This window comes from Kineococcus sp. AC630 (assembly GCF_979255925.1).
Map to the genome: position 1 here is coordinate 33,629 of NZ_CEEDMJ010000018.1, position 19,719 is coordinate 53,347.

Sequence of the window (19,719 nt, forward strand, 5' to 3'; positions counted from 1 at the left end):
GTGACCATTCGTGGTCGGGTCCCCTCGGTCGGCCCTCGGGTGATCCGGAGGTGGACGACCGGGGTGCACACTGACCGCGTGATCGCCTCCTTCGACGACTGGTTGGACGGGCTCGACCTGACTCTCCGCGCCGAGGCCAGGCACTGTCTGCTCGCGGGGACGTACTCCCGTCGCCTCCTCCTGTCGCTGCGCGCCACCGGCCCTCAGGTCTCCCGCCGCGAACGGGGCCTGGACGACCCCGAGAAGGCCCAACCCGGCGACCCGCTGGGCGCGAACCTCCAGACCTTCCTGCGGGAGCGGCTGATGAGCCGCGCGCCCGAGCCGTCCCGGCTGACCTCCGTTGGCGCTTCCCCCCGGCGACCGTAGGTTTCGTCGTGCGTTCCCGACCGCCGGGCGCAGCGCAGGAGGACCTCGTGGCCAAGCAGACCGTCCCGTTCGTCGTCGAGGCCGAGGGGACCGGGGTCGCCCAGACCCTCACCGCCCTCGGTGACGACCCGCACCAGTTCCGGGCCGACACCCTGCCCGCCTTCGGCGGCGCCGACGCCGAACCCAGCCCGCTCAGCTACGCCCTCGGGGCCCTGACCTCCTGCCACCAGGTCACCGGCAGCCTCGTCGCCAAGAGCCTCGGGCTCACCCTCGGCCGCTGGCAGCTGCGGGCCCAGGGCGACCTCGACCCGTCGGTCATCTCCACCGGCGCCGAGGGCAACGCCAACTTCGACGCCGTCACCGTCGAGGTGACCCTCGAGACCGACGCGACCCCCGAGCAGTTCGCGCGGCTGCAGGGCGAGACCGAGCGCCGCTGCCCCGTCACCCAGCTCTTCCAGCGCAGCGGCCTCGCCTTCACCAGCACCTGGAGCGCGGTCCCGCTGAGCGTCTGACGAGAAGAGGAACGTTCGGCGGCTTCCCGGCCGGTGGAAGCCGCCGAACGTTCCCCTTCCGTCGCGTTCTTCTGTGCACAGGGACGCTCTGGACCGGTGCCTGTGGACGGTGCGGACCGTGGGCGCGGCCGGGTGTCCACCCTCGGTGGATGGACCTCCCCGAGCGCACCGCCGACCTCACCGCTGCAGGGATCAGCAAGGACGTCCTCGCGGGGCGCCGGTTCCGTCGGGTGCACCGTGGGATCCACGTCGCCGCGGACGTTCCCGACTCCCCGGACCTGCGCATCCAGGCCGCCTCCCGGTTGATGCGCCCCGGCGACGTGCTGGGTGGCTGGGCCGCAGCCAGGCTCCTCGGCGCGCGACACCTCGACGGCATCGGCCCCGACGGGCCCCAGGACGTCCTCATCCACCTGCCCAGGACGTCGAAGCTGCGCCCGAGGCCGGGCATCCGCTACCTGCGCTCGGGCATCCAGGACGTCCGTGACGCCGCCGGTCTGCCCGTGACCAGCCCCGAGCAGACGGTCGTCGACCTCATCCGGTGGGCGCAGGACCCGAGGGAGGGGATCGCGGCCGCGGAGTGCCTGCTGGCGACGCCGCTGGTCTCCGTCGCGGACGTCCGGGCCTTCGTGGCGGCTCACCCGGGGATGCGGGGACTGCCGTCGCTGCGCAAGCTCCTCGAGCTGCTGAGCGAGCACTCGTGGTCCCCGGGGGAGACCCGGTTGCGACTGGTCTGGCAGTGCGACGCGGGTCTCGTCCGTCCCCTGGCCAACGTCGAGGTGTTCACCGCGGACGGGCACCGTCTGGGTGTGGTCGACCTGCTCGACCCCGTGACCGGTCTCGTCGCCGAGTACGACGGTCGGACGTGGCACGAGCGACGGGCCCGCGAGGACCACCTGCGGGAGGCGCGTCTCGAGATCGTCGGTCTGCGGGTGCTGCGCTTCTTCGAGCCCGACGTCACCATCCGCCGACCCCGCACCGTCCACCGCCTCCACGAGGCTCAGCGGCTCGGGCTCGCCGGCGCTGGGTGGTTCGCGCGACTCTCCGACGGTCGCATCGTCCGACCCGGCGGAGGAGTGGAACCTTCGGCGGCTTCCCAGGCGCGAACGGCCGCCGAACGTTCCACTTCCTGGCGAGACCTCGCCGGTGCTGCTGTCGGGTCCGCCGCGTTCACCTCGCCGGGCCCACGACGGTGACGTCGGCGCAGGACCCGACGACGGTGACGTTCCGGGTGTCCTTGCCCCGGTACAGCGCCCGGTCCGCGCCGGCCATGACCTCCTCGGCATCCATCCCCGGCAGCCACTCGCAGACCCCGACCGTGCAGGTCTGGCCGTCGGGCACGGCGGCGCGGATGCGGTCCAGCACGTCGACGGCGTCGATCGCGGCGCAGCCGGGCAGCAGCACGGCGAACTCCTCCCCGCCCCAGCGCGAGAGCGTGTCCAGCTCGCGCAGCTGCTCGCCCGCCGCCGCGGCGAAGGCCCGCAGCAGCTCGTCGCCCGCGAGGTGGCCGCGGGTGTCGTTGTAGCGCTTGAAGTGGTCGAGGTCGAGCAGCGCGAACGTCAGCGGTGCGCGCTGCCGGGTCGCGCGGGCGATCTCCTGGCGGGCCACGTCGTCCCAGCGGCGGCGGTTGACCAGGCCGGTGAGGGCGTCGTGCTGGGCGGCGCGGGCGAGCTGGGTGTGCAGGTCGGCGCGGGCGAAGGCGTGGGCGGCCTCCGCGGCCAGGCCTTCGAGGACGACGGCGGTCGTCGGTTCCAGCACCGCGAGCCGGTGGCGCCAGATGATCCCGAGGACCCCCACGACGCGGCCGTCGGCGTCGACGACGGGCTGCCAGGCGCCCGACACCGTGCCGCAGGCCTCGATGAGGACCGCGCTGGCGTGCGGGTGGGTCTCGACGTCGGCCACGAACACGGGTTCGCAGAACAGGTAGCTGGTCAGGACCAGGCTGACGTCGTGGCGGACGTCGACGCTCAGCACCAGGTCCTCGGGCAGGCCGACGGTCGACGTCGTCACCAGTCGCCCCTGCCCGTCGGGCTGCATGAGGTAGGCGGCGTCGGCACCGGCGATCTCGGCGGCGGCGGCGCAGACGGCCTGGCGCGGGTCCTCGGCCCTCAGCACCGTCCGGGACGCCGCAGCCAGCTGCTCGACCTTGGTGGCGTGCGTGGCCAGCCGGGCGTTCGCCTCCGCTAGGGCGGTCTCGCGGGCCCGGAGGTCGCTGAGGTCGTGCATGGCGACGACGGCTCCGAGGACCTCCCCGTCGACACCGGTGACGGTGCGGCCGTTGCAGACCACGGGGACCGGGGGGCCGTCCGGACGGGCGATGACGATCTCGGCGTTGCTCACCGTGCCCTCCGCGAGCGTCCGCAGCAGCGGGATGTCGGCGTCGGCCAGCGGGGTCGAGCCGTCGGGGCCGTAGAGGTGGTAGTTCCCGGCGTGCTCGGCGGGATCGAGGCCGGCGTCGGCGTCGAGACCGTGCCAGGCGCGCGCGGTGTCGTTGAAGAGCAGCAGCCGCCCGTCCCGGTCGGAGACGACGATGCCGGAGCCGACGCCGGCCAGGACGGCGTCGGTGAAGCGGCCGTGGCGCTCGGCCTCGGCGCGTGCCTCGACAGCCTCCGCGGTCGCGGCGGAGAGCCGGCCCACCAGCGAGGTGCGTTCGTCGCGGCCGACGGCGAGGGCGAGGCCCAGCACGGCCAGGAAGGCGACGTGGACCTGGACGACCAGGACCTGGGTGAGGGGGTCGTGGATCGAGGCGAACGGGCCGTGGCCGGTGAGGGTCCCGAGGATCGTGATCGCCGCCATCACGAGGTCGGTGACGACGACGATCGTGGTGTCGAAGCGCAGGGCCAGCCAGATCGTCGTGGCCAGCGGCAGGAACGCCAGGGGCAGTCCCTCGATGCCCCAGAACACCCCGACGTAGGCCAGCAGCGACAGGCCCAGGACGCCGGTGAGTTCCGCGTTGCGACCGGCGCCGCGCGGGAGGCGGACGGGGACGCGGTGGAACGCGCGCAGCAGCACCGGGGTGACCAGCAGGATCCCGGCCCAGTTCCGGGTGAACCAGACGGCGATCCGGATCCAGGTCACGGGCGAACCGTTCAGCAGCATCGTCACGATCCCGCCGAGGGTCCCCACGGCGCAGGCGGCGGTCGTCACGGCGAGCAGCACCGCGAGCTGGCGGCTGCCGAAGGAGGTCGCGGCGGGGGAGAAGCAGCGTCGGCGCAGCACCGCGAACAGTTCCGCCTGCACCACGTTGGTCACGACGAAACCCGCGAGGAGGACGGGCCCGGCGCCCGTCGCCGCGTTCACGGCGACGGTGACCGCGGCGAGGAGGCCGAGGTCGAGCCAGCGGGTCCGGGTTCCGTGCTGGACGCTCAGCCACGCGGCGGCGACCCCGGCGGCGGGCCACACGACGGCCAGGCTGGTCCCGTCCATGACGGTGAGCCGCCCGAGGTAGACGGCGCCGAAGAACAGAGCGGCGAAGCAGACGCTCCGGGCCGACGCAGGTACGTCGACCCGCGGGAGGGGCCGGAGAGTCACCCTCGAGACATCGGCACCTGGAGCGGTGGAACGTAGTCCGGACACCCGTTCGGACCGGCTCGGAACCCCGTCGCTCAGACGCGGGTCTCGTCCTCGAGCCCCAGCACCCCGGGCACGGGATAGACGTGGGCGAGCTGTGCGCCGAGCAGTTCCCGCGGCACGGCGGGGGAGTACAACCACCCCTGCCCGAGCGGCGCGGAGATGAAGCGGCAGATGTCGGCCTGCTGCTCGGTCTCGACGCCCTCGACGACGACGCTCAGCCCGAGGCGGTTCGCGAGGTCGACGACGCAGGTCACGACGGACTGGCCGTTGACGTCGTCGGTGAGGGACTGCGTCAGCGAACGGTCGATCTTGAGCACGTGGACGGGCAGCCGCCCGAGGTAGCCGAAGGCGGAGTACCCGGTGCCGAAGTCGTCGATCGCGATCTGGCAGCCCAGGCCCGCGAGTTCGGTGACGACGCGTTCGGCGGGGGAGTCCTCGTCCAGGAACACCGACTCGGTGAGTTCCAGGGTCAGCAGGTGCGGGGCGATCCGGTACTGGTCGAGGATCTCGCGGACGATGTCGGCGAAACCCGGGGACTGCAGCTGCACGACGGAGACGTTGACGGCCAGGCCGACGCCGACGGAGAACACCCCGGCCTCGTAGGCCCACTGCACGGCGTGGCGCAGGACGTGCTCGCCGAGCGCGACGACGAGGTTCGACTCCTCGGCGATCGCGATGAACTCCACGGGGGAGATCCGCCCCAGCACCGGGTCCTCCCAGCGGGCGAGCGCCTCGAACTTGTCGACGCGCCCGGTCGTGAACGACACCACCGGTTGGTAGTGGACGTCGACGCCGCCCTCGGCGACGGCCAGGGTGAGGCGTTCGCGCATGAGGCCGCGACGGGCGTGCTCGACCGCGACCGTCCCGGAGTACACCGACACGGCGCCGCCGCCGAGGTGCTTGGCGTCGCGCAGGGCGATGTCGGCCTGCACGAAGGGCGCCATCACGTCGCCGACCGCGTCGGGGTCGGTGCCGTCGGGCGCGCGGCCGGCGATGCCGGCGACCGCGGTCAGCGGGAAGCGTCCGGCCCCGGCGACCTTCGCCGGTGCGGTGGTGATCGCGGCGATGAGGCTCTCGGCGTGGCGCAGGCAGTGCGCGGGGTCTCCGCGCAGGACGACGGCGATCTGGTCACCGCCGGTGCGGTAGGCGCTGCCGTCGAGGCCGCCGACGACGAGTAGGACCTCCTCGGCGGCGGCCCGGATGAGGGCGTCGCCGGCGCTGACGCCGAGGACGTCGTTGACGTCGTCGAGCCCGACGAGTTCCAGCAGCACGAGCGACTGGTCGTGGTCGGGTCCGGTGAGGGCGCGTTCGAGCAGGGTGCGGTTGCCGAGGCCGGTGAGGGCGTCGTGCAGGGCCAGGAACTTCAGGTGCGCGGTGGTGCGGTCGATCGAGCGCGCCGTCGCGGCGTGCCGGATGGTGAACGTGACGAGCACGGTGATGAACGTCGCGAACAGCACGGGGTCGGCCCGGGGGAACACGACGAGCAGCAGGATGTCGACGAGCAGGATCGGGCCGGGGATCAGTGAGGCGACCTCGAGGCGGCGGGCGGCGCGTTCGGCGTCGGCCCCGCCGTGGCGGACGACCCCGTCGCGCGGCAGCGTCAGCAGCCCGACGATCCCGCCGGCCATCGCGAGGGCGGCGGCGACGCCGGCGATCGCGACGTCGTGCGGGAGGCAGACGGCGACCACCGCGGTGGCGACCCCGTTGACGGTGAGGCCGGTGGCCGAGACCCGCAGGCGGGGCTGTTCGACGCCGAGCGCGACGGCGGAGCCCGCGACGAGGGAGGCGGCGACGACGACCAGCAGCGTCGCGGCGTTCTCGCCGCCCGTACCACTGTGCCTGGTGCGGGCGAACGCGTCCCAGCCGAGGGTGATCAGGGCGCTGCCGAGCATCAGCGCGTCGACGACGAGGGGCGGGTCGTCGCTGCCCGCGCGGGCCCGGACCAGCAGCTGCAGGAGGACGGCCAGCGCGCCGAGCTCACCGAGGGCGAACACGACGTGGGACAACGGGAACGGGCCGAGGTCGAGGTCCGGGAGGAGCCCGGCGACGACCGCGCCCAGACCCCACAGGACCCCGGCCGCGAGGTACTTGGCGGAGTTGTGCCCGCGGTGCAGCACGATCAGCGAGACCGCCGACACGACGATGGACGCGACCCCGACGACGACGACCGCTGTGCGCGGTGTCCCGGGGACCACGGTCGCCAGGTGGGTGAGGACCGCGGCGAGCGCCAGCAACGCGAGTCCACCGACGACGCGACCCGCGGTGGGGCGCGTCGGGGCGAACGGAGCGGCGGCCATGGTGGTGGTCTCGGTCAGTTGATCTTCGGACTTGACGGGGTGGGGACCGGCGAGGTCGGTCCGACGTCCCGGAGTGCGAGACCATGGGGCCTGGCCCGTCGCGCAGTGGCGGGTGAGTCGAGGCAGCAGTGGAAGTGGTGGGTGGCGTGGCCAAGGGCAAGATCCGGTCGTTCGACGACGAGCGGGGGTTCGGCTTCATCAAGAGCTCGGACGCTCCCGACGACGTGTTCTTCCACATCAAGGACGTCGCGGGCGCCGAGAACGAGGACCTGTCCGAGGGCGTCTGGGTGGACTTCACCCTCACCGAGGGCGACCGCGGCCTGAAGGCGACCCAGGTGCGGCTGCAGTCCCCGTCGCGCACCGCCGGTGCCAGCACCGGTCGCGCGCCGGCCGCCTCCTCCGAGCGTCCCCGGACCTCCGCCCCCCGCAGCGGCGGCGTGCTGCCGATGGACCAGTACCGCCGCGAGATCACCGAGATCCTGCTCAGCGCCGTCGACGACCTCGAGGGCCGTCAGATCGTCGCGCTGCGCGACGTGCTGACCGACTACGGCATCGACCGCGGGTTCGTCTCCGAAGGTCGCTGACCTTCGAGCGTCGGGAGGGTGCTGCGGCCGGTGCCGCAGCCCCGTCCCCCCGGAAGTCCGGGAGTGGAACGTTCCGCGTCGTTCCGAGCCCCGGTGGGCCGCTGAACGTTCCACTCCCCGCCTCCGCGGTGGCTCGAGTGGAGCGTTCCGCGTCTCCAGGCGCTCGCCGAGCCGCCGAACGCTCCACTCGACGACCTCAGTGCAACGAGCGGGTCGGCAACGTGCCCATGAGGGCCTCGCGCAGAGTCCTGTCGTCGGTGACGAGTGTCGCTTCGTGGGCGAGGGCAGTTGCCGCGATCGTGAGGTCGGCGATCTGCCGTTTCGGACTCTGCCCGGCCGCGACCGCGGAGGCGACGATGACCGGAAAGGCTGCCACCACCGCCGCGTCGGTCGGGAGTCCCCGGTAGTTCTGCGTCAGCCAGGTGAGGGTGTGCAGGATCCGCACGTTCCCGGGGCGCAGTCCTGCACCGAGGCGCACCTCCAGTTCGGTCATGGCGGAGATGGCCAGAGAGTCTGCGTCCCCGATGCCGGCGAACGCTGTTCCGGCGGGAGCAGCGGCCAGAGTGATGACTGCGTTGGTGTCGAGCAGCAGGCGTGTCACCGGTCGGAGGAGCCTTCTTCGCTCGCCCGTTCGGACTCCCACCGCTCCAGGGGGTCCTCGACCTCGGTGACGAAGTGTTCGTCCAGATCCCGACGGAGGGCCTGCGCGAAGTCCGCGGGGAGGTCGAGGTGAGCGAGCCCCCCGACCGCGCGGCTGGCCGGAAGCCAGGTCTGCGGACCCTCGGGCTCGACGTACGGGGTGAGGCTCGCGACCGGTCGCCCGTCACTCGTCACGGTGAAGGTCTCGCCCGCCTCGATCTCGCGGATGATCTGGGCGTAGTCGTTGCGCAGGTCGCGCACGCGGATCGTCTTCACTCCACCACTGTAGCCGTCCTGGCTACGGCGGTCGAGGTACTCCTCAGCGCACCGGCTCCGCCGACACGGGGTACTCCCGACCCAGCTCCGCGGAGATCTTGTCCGCGGTGACCGCCGCCGAGTACAGCCAGCCCTGCCCGAGCCCGGCGGAGATCTGCCGGCAGATCGCGGCCTCCTCGTCGGTCTCGACGCCTTCGACGACGACGGTCAGCCCGAGGCGGTTGGCGAGGTCGACGACGGCGGTGACGACGGACAGGCCGTTGCCGGCGCCGGTCATCGACTGCGTCAGCGACCGGTCGACCTTCAGGACGTGGACGGGCAGCCGGTCGAGGTAGCCGAACGCGGAGTAGCCGGTGCCGAAGTCGTCGATGGCGATCTGGCAGCCGAGCGCCGCGAGTTCGGTGACGACGCGTTCGGCGGGGGAGTCGGAGTCCAGGAACACGGACTCGGTGAGTTCCAGCGTCAGCAGGTGTGGCGGGATCCGGTAGTGCCCGAGGATCTCGCGCACGACGTCCGCGAAGCCGGGCGACTGCAGCTGCACGACGGACACGTTGACCGCCAGCCGCGCACCGGAGGCGAACACCCCCGCGGCGTACGCGCTGGCGACGGCCCGGCGCAGGACGTGCTCGCCGAGCGCCACGACGAGGTTGGACTCCTCCGCGACGGCGATGAACTCGACGGGCGAGATCCGTCCGAGCTGCACGTCGTCCCAGCGGGCGAGGGCCTCGAACTTCTCGACGCGACCCGTCGTGAAGTTCACGATCGGCTGGTAGTGGACGTCGACCCCGCCCTCGGCGACGGCCAGCGCGAGGCGTTCGCGCAGCAGCAGGCGACGGGCGTGGGCGCTGGCGACCTCACCGGAGTAGACCGACCACCCGGGGCCGCCCGTGGCGCGGGCGGCGCGCAGGGCCAGGTCGGCGTGGACGAGGGGGACCATCGCGCCGGCCTCCTGGCCGCGCAGGCCGGCTTCGACGCACGCGACCCCGGCGACGGCCTCGACGGGGAAGCGTCCCGCGCCGGTGACCTGCAACGGCGCGGCGCTGATCGCGGCGAGCGCGGCGGGCAGGTGGGCGACGACCTCCTCGGGGCGGCCCGGCAGCAGCACGGCGAACTCGTCGTGGCGGACGCGGAACGTGGTGCCGCCGTGGGCGGTGACGTGCTCGCGCAGGTTCGCCCCCGCGGCCGTCAGGACCTCCTCACCCACGGCCACCCCGAGGACGTCGGTGACGTCGTCGAGCCCGCCGAGCTCGAGGATCACCAACGACTGCGCGGAGTCCGGTGCCGTGAGTGCCTCCGCCAGGGCGGCGCGGTTGCCGAGACCGGTGAGGGAGTCGTGCAGCGCCTGGAACGACAGCCGCGCGTGGGTGCGGTCGATGGCCCGGGCGCTCGCGGCCTGGCGGACGGCGGCCACCACGATGACGACGGCGATGAAGACGAACTGCACCCCGTCGGCGCGGGGGGAGACCGCGAACACGACGGTGTCGGCCACCAGCAGAGCCACCACCGGCAGGCTCGCGAGCCGCATCCGGCGCACGGCCTGCGTCGCGGCGGTCCCCCCGTGGCGGACCATCCCGCCGCGCGGCTGGAACGCGACGAGCATGGCCGCGGCGACGACCCCCATGACCGCGCCCACGTTGCCGGCCGCGGGATCGCGCGTGGAGGTGATCGCGGTGAGGACGGTGCCGACCGCACCGATGGCGATGCCCAGGTGGGCCAGGCGCAACCGCGGGTGCTCGACCGCGAGGACCGCGGTCGCGGCGGCGACGAACGCGCCGACCGCGATGACGAGCGCGGCGCTCGCGTTCCACCACCCGTCGCCCCGGTACCCGCACCGCGCGAACACGTCCCAGGAGACGGACGCGGTGATCGCCCCGAACAGCAGGGCCTCCACGAGCAGCGACTCGTCGTCCCGCACCACCCGGGCGACCCGCAACTGCTGGACGGTGAGGCTCAGCATCCCCAGCAACGACACCGCGTGCAGGAGGTGCGGCGCGGGGAACGGTCCGATCAGCAGCGCCGGGTAGGCCCCCGCGACGATCGTCCCCACCGAGAACACCGACGCAGCGAGCACCCACCGGGAGGTGCTCGACCGGGTGCCACCCCGGACGACGAGGGGGAGGGCGACGCAGACGGCCAGGCAGGCGAGCCCCAGCAGGAGCTTGAGCTGCACCGCCTCGTCCCACCGGCGCTCGCCGACGTAGGCCAACGGCACGAAGACGGCCAGGACGGCGGTCGAGAGCGCCGCCCGCCAGGCGAGCCGTGGGAACGTCATGCATGGGGTTCGGTACGGCGAGGCGATGGCTGGATGGGCCGAGTGCGTGACGTCGAGCCTGGACAGGGCCTGGTGTGCGCCCGTCGGCCCGGAGAGGGCCGGCTGCTGGCGACCCTCAGTCACCACGCGTCGTGGGCACTTCGACGCATCCCCTGCGGGAGGGATCCGCAGCGTGATCCTTCTCGTCACACTCTGCGACGACGGTCCCGATGAACCAGGAGGGCATGGCCCAGAGGGGGTCACCCACATGAGCCATCGGCGGTGATCACCCCTGCGCGGGTGGTGACTCCACCCGATGTGACTACTCCAGATGGGTTGCTGGGACCAGTGGTACGGATGAGGCTGCCCGTTACCAAACTGTAACTTTTACTTGCCGGACACAAACCCGCAGGTCACAGGCAGTGCGTGGATCACGACACGCCGTGCCTGCTCTGGATCTTTCATTACTCCCCGTGTTGCTGGTGTGACTCTCGTGTACGTTCGGTTTTGTCACCGAGTCACTCCGCTGAGTAGCGGGGAGGGCGGGGTGACGAGGCCCGAACTGGGCCGGCCCCTCACGGGGGGGAACTCACTTTCACATGCCTTGGAGGCAATCGTGACCGCAGCAACCTCCCGGTTGCGCCGGCGTTCGATCGGGGCCGGCGTCGCGGCTCTTGTTGGTCTGACGGGTCTCGGCTTCGCCGCGGTTCCCGCCCAGGCTGCAGCTGGCTTCAACCCTGCCGCTACGCAGGTTTCTGGCGTTGACCGTTTCGACACCGCCGCGCAGATCGCCACGAAGGCGTTCACGACGGCCACCACCGTCGTCGTCGCCAACGGCGACCGCGCCATCGACGCTCAGGCCGGCGCCTACGTCGCCGGTCTGAACAACGCGCCGATCCTGCTCACGCAGAAGAGCAACGTCCCGGCCTACACCGTCGACGCCATCAAGAAGCTCGGTGCCACCAAGGCGATCGTGCTCGGTGACTCGAACTCCGTCGACGCCACCGCCCTCGCGCAGATGACCGCCGCCGGCCTCACCGTCACCGTCGTTGCCGGTGCCGACCGCTTCGAGACCGCGGCTGACATCTACAACCTCGGCACCACGAAGTCCTCCACGGTCTTCTTGGCCCGTGCGGACCTCCTCGCCGGTCAGGTCTCCCCGGACGCGCTCGCGGCCAGCCCGCTGTCCTACGACGGCACCCCGGTGCTGCTGACCAACGCGGCCTCGCTGCCGCAGGCGACCGCGGACGCCATCAAGAACGGCGGCGTGAAGAACGTCGTCGTCCTCGGCAACGCGATCACCGACTCGGTGAAGACCGCCGTCACCGCCCTCGGTGCGACCGTCACCACCATCGCCGGTGACGACCGCTCGCTGACCGCGCAGAAGATCGCGGACTACGGCATCGCGCAGGGCAAGTACCAGAAGACCACGGCGACCATCGCCAACGGGGACAAGATCGACGCCCTCGCGGCCGGCCCCTGGGCCGCTCGCAACAACGCGCCGATTCTTCTGACGCTGGGTACCAACTCCCTCGGGACCGGTACCACCAACTACCTGACGGCGAACGCTTCGACGCTGACCACGGGTGTTGCTTTCGGTGACACCAGCAGCGTCCCGGCCACGTTGACGTCTGCGGCCAAGACGGCGGCTGGCGGCGACGTCACGAGCAACCAGACGTTCGCGGTGACCCCGGCTGACAGTGTGGTTCTGCCTTTCGGAGCTTCGGCGACGTCGGCGAACACCCGCACCTACACTGCGACGGTTCCGGCCGGCACGGTCGTCGACATCAAGCTGTTCGCTGCGGCAAACGTGACGACCAACGCCAATGGTGTGGTCACGCTCGCGGACGCCGACTCGAACAACATCGCCGACGGAGGCACGATCACGGGTGCTTCGATCACCCAGGTCAACGGTGTTCCGAGCGCGAGCACGGACAACATCACCTCTGGTGGCACGGTCACCTTCTCGGTGACGTCGACCGCGGCCGTCAACGTCATTCCGGTGGTCTTCGCTGACTCCGCTGATGACGACAACCTGAACCTCACGGTTCCGGCGACCGCAAACGCGAACGCGAAGACCCCGGCCGATGCAATCGGTGTTGGTGGGCAGACCATCTTCACTGCTGCAGCAGCAGGTCTGGGTTCCATCAGTGCTGTGAGCGTTGTTGCTGCTGACACCACGAACAACTTCTTCACCTCGTCTGCGGCGTCGTACTTCTACGACTCCAACGACACCTTCCAGTACGGTGGGCAGCCGCTGACGCTGGACCAGTTCGAGGGTGCGCTCGGTGCTGGTGCCGTCATCTCCGGTTCCTACGCTTCCACTGCGGCTGGGGTGTCGACCTTCAACATCACCACCGCAGCAACGGTGACCGCAGTTGGTGCGCCCACCGTCTCGGTGATCAACGCTGACAGTGGCACCACCGCCAACGACGTGCGTGTCACCTACACCCGCCCCGCGAGTAACCCGTCGGGCACCACGTACAAGCTGCAGCGGGCCACCTTCACCGCCGGTACTCCTGGCGTGGCGGGTACTTACGCGGACGTGACCGGTGCGACTGACGCTGTGACCAGCGCCGGTGCCAGCACCAACACGTTCACGGCGAACAACCAGGCGGACGGTACGTACGTCTACCGCGTTGTTGCGACCGCTCCGGTCACCGGTACCGCTACCAACGGCGCCGCGTCTAGCACCACGACCGGCACCGTCGTCCCCGGCGCCAGCGACACCGCTGGTCCCCAGTCGACCTACGCCGCCGTGACCACCTCCGCTGGCTTGGCCAACACGCTGGACAGCGGTGACGTCCTGACCTTCTCCTTCGGGGAGGAGGTCGCTGCTCCGGCAAACGGTGCGACCATCCGCGTCACGGACGCCGATGGAACGATTGCCGACCTGGTTGCGGGGACCAACGCCACGTTCGCGCTGAACTCGGCGGTCCGTACGGTCAACACCGTTTCGCAGCCCGTAAACACCGTCCTGACGGTCACCCTCACGGGTAGCCCGACGGCTGTTGCGCCTGGTACGACCACGGGTACGCAGCTGGCCGTGACCACCGTCGTCTCGGACGCCTCTGGCATCCGCGACCTCGCAGGAAACGCCTGGGACATCTCGGGCAGCACCGACAAGGCCATCGGCTGACGATCGCCTAGGGGGGGCGCTCACATCGAATGGTGTGAGCGCCCTTCTGCGTCCCGTCGTTGAGGTCGGGCGCGTCTCGTAGGCCCGAACTGGGCCGGCCCCTCACGGGGGGGAACTCACTTTCACATGCCTTGGAGGCAATCGTGACCGCAGCAACCTCCCGGTTGCGCCGGCGTTCGATCGGGGCCGGCGTCGCGGCTCTTGTTGGTCTGACGGGTCTCGGCTTCGCCGCGGTTCCCGCCCAGGCTGCAGCTGGCTTCAACCCTGCCGCTACGCAGGTTTCTGGCGTTGACCGTTTCGACACCGCCGCGCAGATCGCCACGAAGGCGTTCACGACGGCCACCACCGTCGTCGTCGCCAACGGCGACCGCGCCATCGACGCTCAGGCCGGCGCCTACGTCGCCGGTCTGAACAACGCGCCGATCCTGCTCACGCAGAAGAGCAACGTCCCGGCCTACACCGTCGACGCCATCAAGAAGCTCGGTGCCACCAAGGCGATCGTGCTCGGTGACTCGAACTCCGTCGACGCCACCGCCCTCGCGCAGATGACCGCCGCCGGCCTCACCGTCACCGTCGTTGCCGGTGCCGACCGCTTCGAGACCGCGGCTGACATCTACAACCTCGGCACCACGAAGTCCTCCACGGTCTTCTTGGCCCGTGCGGACCTCCTCGCCGGTCAGGTCTCCCCGGACGCGCTCGCGGCCAGCCCGCTGTCCTACGACGGCACCCCGGTGCTGCTGACCAACGCGGCCTCGCTGCCGCAGGCGACCGCGGACGCCATCAAGAACGGCGGCGTGAAGAACGTCGTCGTCCTCGGCAACGCGATCACCGACTCGGTGAAGACCGCCGTCACCGCCCTCGGTGCGACCGTCACCACCATCGCCGGTGACGACCGCTCGCTGACCGCGCAGAAGATCGCGGACTACGGCATCGCGCAGGGCAAGTACCAGAAGACCACGGCGACCATCGCCAACGGGGACAAGATCGACGCCCTCGCGGCCGGCCCCTGGGCCGCTCGCAACAACGCGCCGATTCTTCTGACGCTGGGTACCAACTCCCTCGGGACCGGTACCACCAACTACCTGACGGCGAACGCTTCGACGCTGACCACGGGTGTTGCTTTCGGTGACACCAGCAGCGTCCCGGCCACGTTGACGTCTGCGGCCAAGACGGCGGCTGGCGGCGACGTCACGAGCAACCAGACGTTCGCGGTGACCCCGGCTGACAGTGTGGTTCTGCCTTTCGGAGCTTCGGCGACGTCGGCGAACACCCGCACCTACACTGCGACGGTTCCGGCCGGCACGGTCGTCGACATCAAGCTGTTCGCTGCGGCAAACGTGACGACCAACGCCAATGGTGTGGTCACGCTCGCGGACGCCGACTCGAACAACATCGCCGACGGAGGCACGATCACGGGTGCTTCGATCACCCAGGTCAACGGTGTTCCGAGCGCGAGCACGGACAACATCACCTCTGGTGGCACGGTCACCTTCTCGGTGACGTCGACCGCGGCCGTCAACGTCATTCCGGTGGTCTTCGCTGACTCCGCTGATGACGACAACCTGAACCTCACGGTTCCGGCGACCGCAAACGCGAACGCGAAGACCCCGGCCGATGCAATCGGTGTTGGTGGGCAGACCATCTTCACTGCTGCAGCAGCAGGTCTGGGTTCCATCAGTGCTGTGAGCGTTGTTGCTGCTGACACCACGAACAACTTCTTCACCTCGTCTGCGGCGTCGTACTTCTACGACTCCAACGACACCTTCCAGTACGGTGGGCAGCCGCTGACGCTGGACCAGTTCGAGGGTGCGCTCGGTGCTGGTGCCGTCATCTCCGGTTCCTACGCTTCCACTGCGGCTGGGGTGTCGACCTTCAACATCACCACCGCAGCAACGGTGACCGCAGTTGGTGCGCCCACCGTCTCGGTGATCAACGCTGACAGTGGCACCACCGCCAACGACGTGCGTGTCACCTACACCCGCCCCGCGAGTAACCCGTCGGGCACCACGTACAAGCTGCAGCGGGCCACCTTCACCGCCGGTACTCCTGGCGTGGCGGGTACTTACGCGGACGTGACCGGTGCGACTGACGCTGTGACCAGCGCCGGTGCCAGCACCAACACGTTCACGGCGAACAACCAGGCGGACGGTACGTACGTCTACCGCGTTGTTGCGACCGCTCCGGTCACCGGTACCGCTACCAACGGCGCCGCGTCTAGCACCACGACCGGCACCGTCGTCCCCGGCGCCAGCGACACCACAGCGCCGCAGGCTCGCGACGCGATCCAGACCACGTCCGGTGGACTTTCGACCACGGTCGACGCCGGTGACGTCTTCAAGATCTCCTTCAACGAGCCTGTCTCTGTGGCCGGCGGCGCCACGATCCGCCTGTCTGATGGAGATACGACGCCCACGGTTGCGTCCCTCACTGCCGGGTCGAACGCCACGTTCACGCTGAACGCGGCGACGGAGACTGTCAACGGGGTCGCTCGGGCGGCTGGGACGGTCCTTACTGTGGCTGTCACTGGAGTCCCCGCCATCTTGAACGCAGGTTCGGCAACCGGCGTGCAGTTGCCGGCGACGATCATCGACCAGCAGGGAATCTCCGACACTGCGGGCAACACGTGGGTCCCGGGGACGACGGCGCAGGACGTCGTGCTCGAGGCGGTCGGGACAGACACCCAGACTGACGCCACGGTCACCCTCACGGTGTCGAGCACTTCCCCGACCGGCAGCGGCGTATTGCTGAACACCAGCAACCCGTCCGTGACCTTTAACCGCGCTTTGGTTTCGGGCACAGCCACCCTCTCGACGGGTGGTACACCCGTGGCTGGAACCGCCTCGGTGTCGGGCTCCACGCTCACTCTCGACCCGACCCCAACCCTTACCGGCGGGTCGTCATACACGCTGACCTACAGCGGGACGGACAGCGTGGGTAACGTGCGCACCGGTACGCTTGTGTTCACGGCCGTGGCGGCACCGACTTGGACCGCAGCGCCCACCTTCACAACGGTGGACGAGTCGACAGTAGGGGCCAACGATGGGGAGACCACCCTCAACTGGACCGCCCCGAACGCAAACGGTTCGCCCATCACCGGCTACTACGTCCACATTCACGCCTCGAACGGTAGCCACGTGGCTGGCACGAGCGTCAGCAGCAGCACGTTGACCTTCGACACGGGTGCAACTTTGCCGGCTGACACCTACACCGCGTACGTGTTGGCCACCAACGGTGTTGGTTCTACGGTCAGCTCGACAGTGACAATCGTCGTCAACTGACCAGACGACGGACGCGTCGTCCACTGGGGTGACTCGCGCGTCAGGTCGACGGGCCGGGCTCGCAACATCGGAGCCCGGCTCGTCGTCGTTTGGCCCCTCTCGACCGAGCTCGGTCTCCCGCAACACTGCGTGACGCCGAGTCGTTCAATTACGCCGTAATGCACGGTCTACGGTCGGTTCTCGAGTCCGTGCAGGCGGAGGCGCTTCCTTTTTGTCGGGTCTGCTGTGCCGATGAATCTGCCCGCCCGGTTGATCCAGGAGGTACTAGGGCGCTTGGGACGTCAGTCACCGTCCAGACCCCTCACCTCCACGCCAGGAGCGACCATGCCTCAGCCGGTGACCGTCGTCCTGCCGACAATGCGCCCGTGCGTCGTTGACGGGGGGCCAGCACCCACGCGTGACCTCCCCGAGGAGGACCACAGCACCCCTAGGCTCTTCCCATGCCTCACCCGCCCACCCCCGTCCCGCACGTCGCGGTGATCCTCCCGTGCCTCAACGAGGCGGCTGCGGTCGGCCACGTCATCGACGAGGTCCGGGCGGCGCTGCCCGAGGCGACGGTCTACGTCTACGACAACCGCAGCACCGACGACACCGCGGCCGTGGCGCGCGCTCACGGCGCCCAGGTCCGCCACGAACCGCGCCCGGGGAAGGGCAACGTCATCCGGCGGGCCTTCGCCGACGTCGAGGCCGACGTGTACGTGATGCTCGACGGGGACGACACCTACGACGCGTCGGTGGCGGGGGAGCTCGTCCAGAAGCTGATCACCGAGGGCCTGGACCACCTCGTCGGGACGCGGCGGGCCAGCAGCCTCACTGCGTACCGCCCGGGGCACGCCGCCGGCAACCGGGCCCTGAACCACGTCGTGTCCACGGTCTTCGGGGAGCCCGTCACGGACATGCTCAGCGGGTACCGGGTGATGTCGCGACGCTTCGTGAAGTCCTTCCCGGCGATCTCGCGCGGGTTCGAGGTCGAGACGGAGCTGACCGTGCACGCGGTGAACCTGCGCGTTCCGCAGGCCGAGGTGCCCGTCGGGTTCAAGGACCGGGCCGAGGGGTCGGCGAGCAAGTTGCGCACCTACCGCGACGGGTGGGCCATCCTCCGCTGGATCGTCCGCCTCGCCCGCTACGAGCGGCCGACGCTCGTGCACTCCACGCTCGGCGGGCTCATCGCCGTCGTCGCGCTGATCCTCGGCATTCCGGTGGTCGTCGAGTTCTTCCGGATCGGGCTCGTCCCCAAGTTCCCGACGGCCATCCTCGCGTCGGCCCTCATGATGATCGCCGTGGTCGTCGCGGCGGTCGGCGTCATCCTCGAAGCCGTCCGGCACGCTTCCGACGAGGCCTCGCGGCTGATCTACCTGCAGTACCCGAGTCCGCATGGCCTGCTCGACGAACGAGCACCCGTGGAGCCCTCCGTCGACGTGCGTCGCGACAACGTGGCCCAGCGGTGAGCGGCGTCGTCCGGTTCGCGGCGAAGGCCTTCGCGGGGCTCGTGGCCCTGCAGGTCCTGTTCTTCGTCCTGCTGGTGGGGGCGCAGGCCGTGCCGAACCAACCGATCATCGATCACCTCGCCCAGGCCATCCAGACCGGGGACTACGGCGACCCCTACGGCCCCGACGGGGTCGGGGGAACCGCCGACCGGTTCACCGAGTGTGCGGAACTCGGGTACGGCGTCACGACCCCGAACGACCCTCGCAGCCTCTGGGACCTCACCACCGGTGGGCCGCGGTTGTCCTCCTGCGACGACGGCAAGGGCGAGATCCAGCAGCTCGCCGCCGGAGACGACTTCCAGACGCAGGCCACCTACTTCCGCTACTGGAGCGGGTACTCGATCCTCACCCGCCCGGTGCTCGCGCTCACCGACGTCCCCGGGCTGCGTCTCGTCGTCACCGGGGTGTTCGCCGCCGCCGTCCTCGCGGCGTTCCTGGCCGTCGCCCGGAGGGTCGGGACAGCAGCGGGTTTCGCGCTGCTCCTGCCGATCGCCGCGACGACGAACGCGCTCGCGATGCCCGACCGGGCCTTCACCCACGGCATCGCACTGGCGAGCGCCGCGGCCGGGGTCGCGATCACCGCGGTCGCGGCGTCCCGGGGGTGGCGTGCGGCGGTCCTCGGAGCGGGTTTCTCCGCCGCGCTGTTCTGCTACATGGACCTGCTCACTGTCCCGCCGATGAGCTGGGCGTTGTGCGCGGGGGTCGCCGCCGCCGTCACCCAGGTGCGGACACGCGACGCGCGGGAGACCTGGCGCACCGTCCTCGCCGTCGGCGCCGCCTGGCCCGTGGCCTTCGGGTTCACCTGGGTGTTCCGCTGGTTCATCGGGGCCCTCGGGCAGGGGCTGTCGGTGTTCTCCCGGGTGCAGGAGGTCAGCCAGTTCCGCCTCGACGGGGGCGACGTGTCCCACGCCTTCGGGGCCGGGGTCGTCGCGAACTGGAACTACTGGACGGAGCACTCGGTGACGGCGGTGCCGGTGGCCGTCGCGGCGGCCGTCGTGGTGCTCGTCCTCCTCGTGCTGACGGTCGCCCGCCACGGTGCGGGCGGTCTGTCCGTGTTCGCCGCGGTCGCGCTGCCCGCCCTCGTCGTGCCCGCCTGGTACTGCGTGCTGAGCAACCACTCCCAGATCCACGCGTTCTTCGTCTACCGCAGCCTGCCCGCCGCGGTGGGGGTGGTGCTGCTCGCCGCTGTCGTGTCCGCGCGACGAGCGGGCTCCCCGGTGTCCGAGCAGGTACCGGCGAACGGTCTCGTCGAGAGTCGCTGAGCCCGAGCCGACGGCCCTCCAACCGGCCCCGACCCGGCACGCCCCTCACCCCGACCGC

The 19,719-nt window shown here is 70.6% G+C and carries 13 protein-coding genes; 8 read left to right on the plus strand and 5 right to left on the minus strand.

Annotated features, from left to right (window positions below):
* Positions 1-78: 78 nt before the first annotated feature.
* From AC0I8G_RS18560 to AC0I8G_RS18570, 3 genes are all read left to right on the plus strand, one after another.
* Complete coding sequence (locus tag AC0I8G_RS18560; protein ID WP_471731265.1) at positions 79-366, plus strand: hypothetical protein; 288 nt, start codon at positions 79-81, stop codon at positions 364-366.
* 8 nt (positions 367-374) lie between these two features.
* Positions 375-878: an OsmC family protein gene (locus tag AC0I8G_RS18565; RefSeq protein WP_471731266.1), complete on the plus strand. Its 504-nt coding sequence runs from the start codon at positions 375-377 to the stop codon at positions 876-878.
* A gap of 149 nt (positions 879-1,027) precedes the next feature.
* A complete protein-coding gene (locus tag AC0I8G_RS18570) occupies positions 1,028-2,071 on the plus strand; it encodes a DUF559 domain-containing protein (protein ID WP_471731267.1) in 1,044 nt (347 codons plus the stop codon).
* On the opposite strand, the gene AC0I8G_RS18575 is transcribed toward AC0I8G_RS18570, so the two are convergent.
* Together AC0I8G_RS18575 and AC0I8G_RS18580 are read right to left on the minus strand one after the other, a co-directional pair.
* Complete coding sequence (locus tag AC0I8G_RS18575; protein ID WP_471731268.1) at positions 2,046-4,406, minus strand: diguanylate cyclase domain-containing protein; 2,361 nt, start codon at positions 4,404-4,406, stop codon at positions 2,046-2,048. The two genes, AC0I8G_RS18570 and AC0I8G_RS18575, sit on opposite strands and share 26 nt — an antisense overlap.
* A gap of 74 nt (positions 4,407-4,480) precedes the next feature.
* A complete protein-coding gene (locus AC0I8G_RS18580) occupies positions 4,481-6,745 on the minus strand; it encodes a putative bifunctional diguanylate cyclase/phosphodiesterase (protein WP_471731269.1) in 2,265 nt (754 codons plus the stop codon).
* A 146-nt stretch (positions 6,746-6,891) separates the two neighbouring features.
* On the opposite strand from AC0I8G_RS18580, the gene AC0I8G_RS18585 reads away from it, so the two are divergent.
* Entirely contained in the window at positions 6,892-7,329 is a 438-nt protein-coding gene (locus AC0I8G_RS18585) for a cold-shock protein (protein ID WP_328294293.1), read from the plus strand.
* A 196-nt stretch (positions 7,330-7,525) separates the two neighbouring features.
* Here AC0I8G_RS18585 and AC0I8G_RS18590 read toward each other — a convergent pair whose 3' ends face one another.
* From AC0I8G_RS18590 to AC0I8G_RS18600, 3 genes are read right to left on the minus strand one after another with little or no spacing between them, the layout of a single operon-like run.
* The gene (locus tag AC0I8G_RS18590; RefSeq protein WP_471731270.1) at positions 7,526-7,930 is read right to left on the minus strand and encodes a type II toxin-antitoxin system VapC family toxin; all 405 of its coding nucleotides are present in this window, start codon (positions 7,928-7,930) and stop codon (positions 7,526-7,528) included.
* Entirely contained in the window at positions 7,927-8,244 is a 318-nt protein-coding gene (locus AC0I8G_RS18595) for a type II toxin-antitoxin system Phd/YefM family antitoxin (RefSeq protein WP_471731271.1), read from the minus strand. The genes AC0I8G_RS18590 and AC0I8G_RS18595 overlap by 4 nt, the downstream gene beginning before the upstream one ends.
* Positions 8,245-8,287: 43 nt before the next feature.
* Entirely contained in the window at positions 8,288-10,516 is a 2,229-nt protein-coding gene (locus AC0I8G_RS18600; protein ID WP_471731272.1) for an EAL domain-containing protein, read from the minus strand.
* Between the two features lie 370 nt (positions 10,517-10,886).
* Between AC0I8G_RS18600 and AC0I8G_RS18605 the strand changes: the two genes are divergently transcribed.
* From AC0I8G_RS18605 to AC0I8G_RS18620, 4 genes are all read left to right on the plus strand, one after another.
* Positions 10,887-13,634: a beta strand repeat-containing protein gene (locus tag AC0I8G_RS18605; protein ID WP_471731273.1), complete on the plus strand. Its 2,748-nt coding sequence runs from the start codon at positions 10,887-10,889 to the stop codon at positions 13,632-13,634.
* Positions 13,635-13,777: 143 nt separating this feature from the next.
* Entirely contained in the window at positions 13,778-16,912 is a 3,135-nt protein-coding gene (locus AC0I8G_RS18610) for a beta strand repeat-containing protein (protein ID WP_471731274.1), read from the plus strand.
* Between the two features lie 440 nt (positions 16,913-17,352).
* Complete coding sequence (locus AC0I8G_RS18615) at positions 17,353-18,360, plus strand: glycosyltransferase family 2 protein (protein WP_471731275.1); 1,008 nt, start codon at positions 17,353-17,355, stop codon at positions 18,358-18,360.
* The gene (locus tag AC0I8G_RS18620) at positions 18,357-19,661 is read left to right on the plus strand and encodes a hypothetical protein (RefSeq protein ID WP_471731276.1); all 1,305 of its coding nucleotides are present in this window, start codon (positions 18,357-18,359) and stop codon (positions 19,659-19,661) included. The genes AC0I8G_RS18615 and AC0I8G_RS18620 overlap by 4 nt, the downstream gene beginning before the upstream one ends.
* Positions 19,662-19,719 lie beyond the last annotated feature (58 nt).

Bases quoted from the DNA above. Each gene is read 5' to 3' on its own strand.
- AC0I8G_RS18570 (WP_471731267.1), top strand. From the start codon at position 1,028: ATGGACCTCCCCGAGCGCACCGCCGACCTCACCGCTGCAGGGATCAGC.
- AC0I8G_RS18615 (WP_471731275.1), top strand. From the start codon at position 17,353: ATGCCTCACCCGCCCACCCCCGTCCCGCACGTCGCGGTGATCCTCCCG.
- AC0I8G_RS18600 (WP_471731272.1), bottom strand. From the start codon at position 10,516: ATGACGTTCCCACGGCTCGCCTGGCGGGCGGCGCTCTCGACCGCCGTC.
- AC0I8G_RS18580 (WP_471731269.1), bottom strand. From the start codon at position 6,745: ATGGCCGCCGCTCCGTTCGCCCCGACGCGCCCCACCGCGGGTCGCGTC.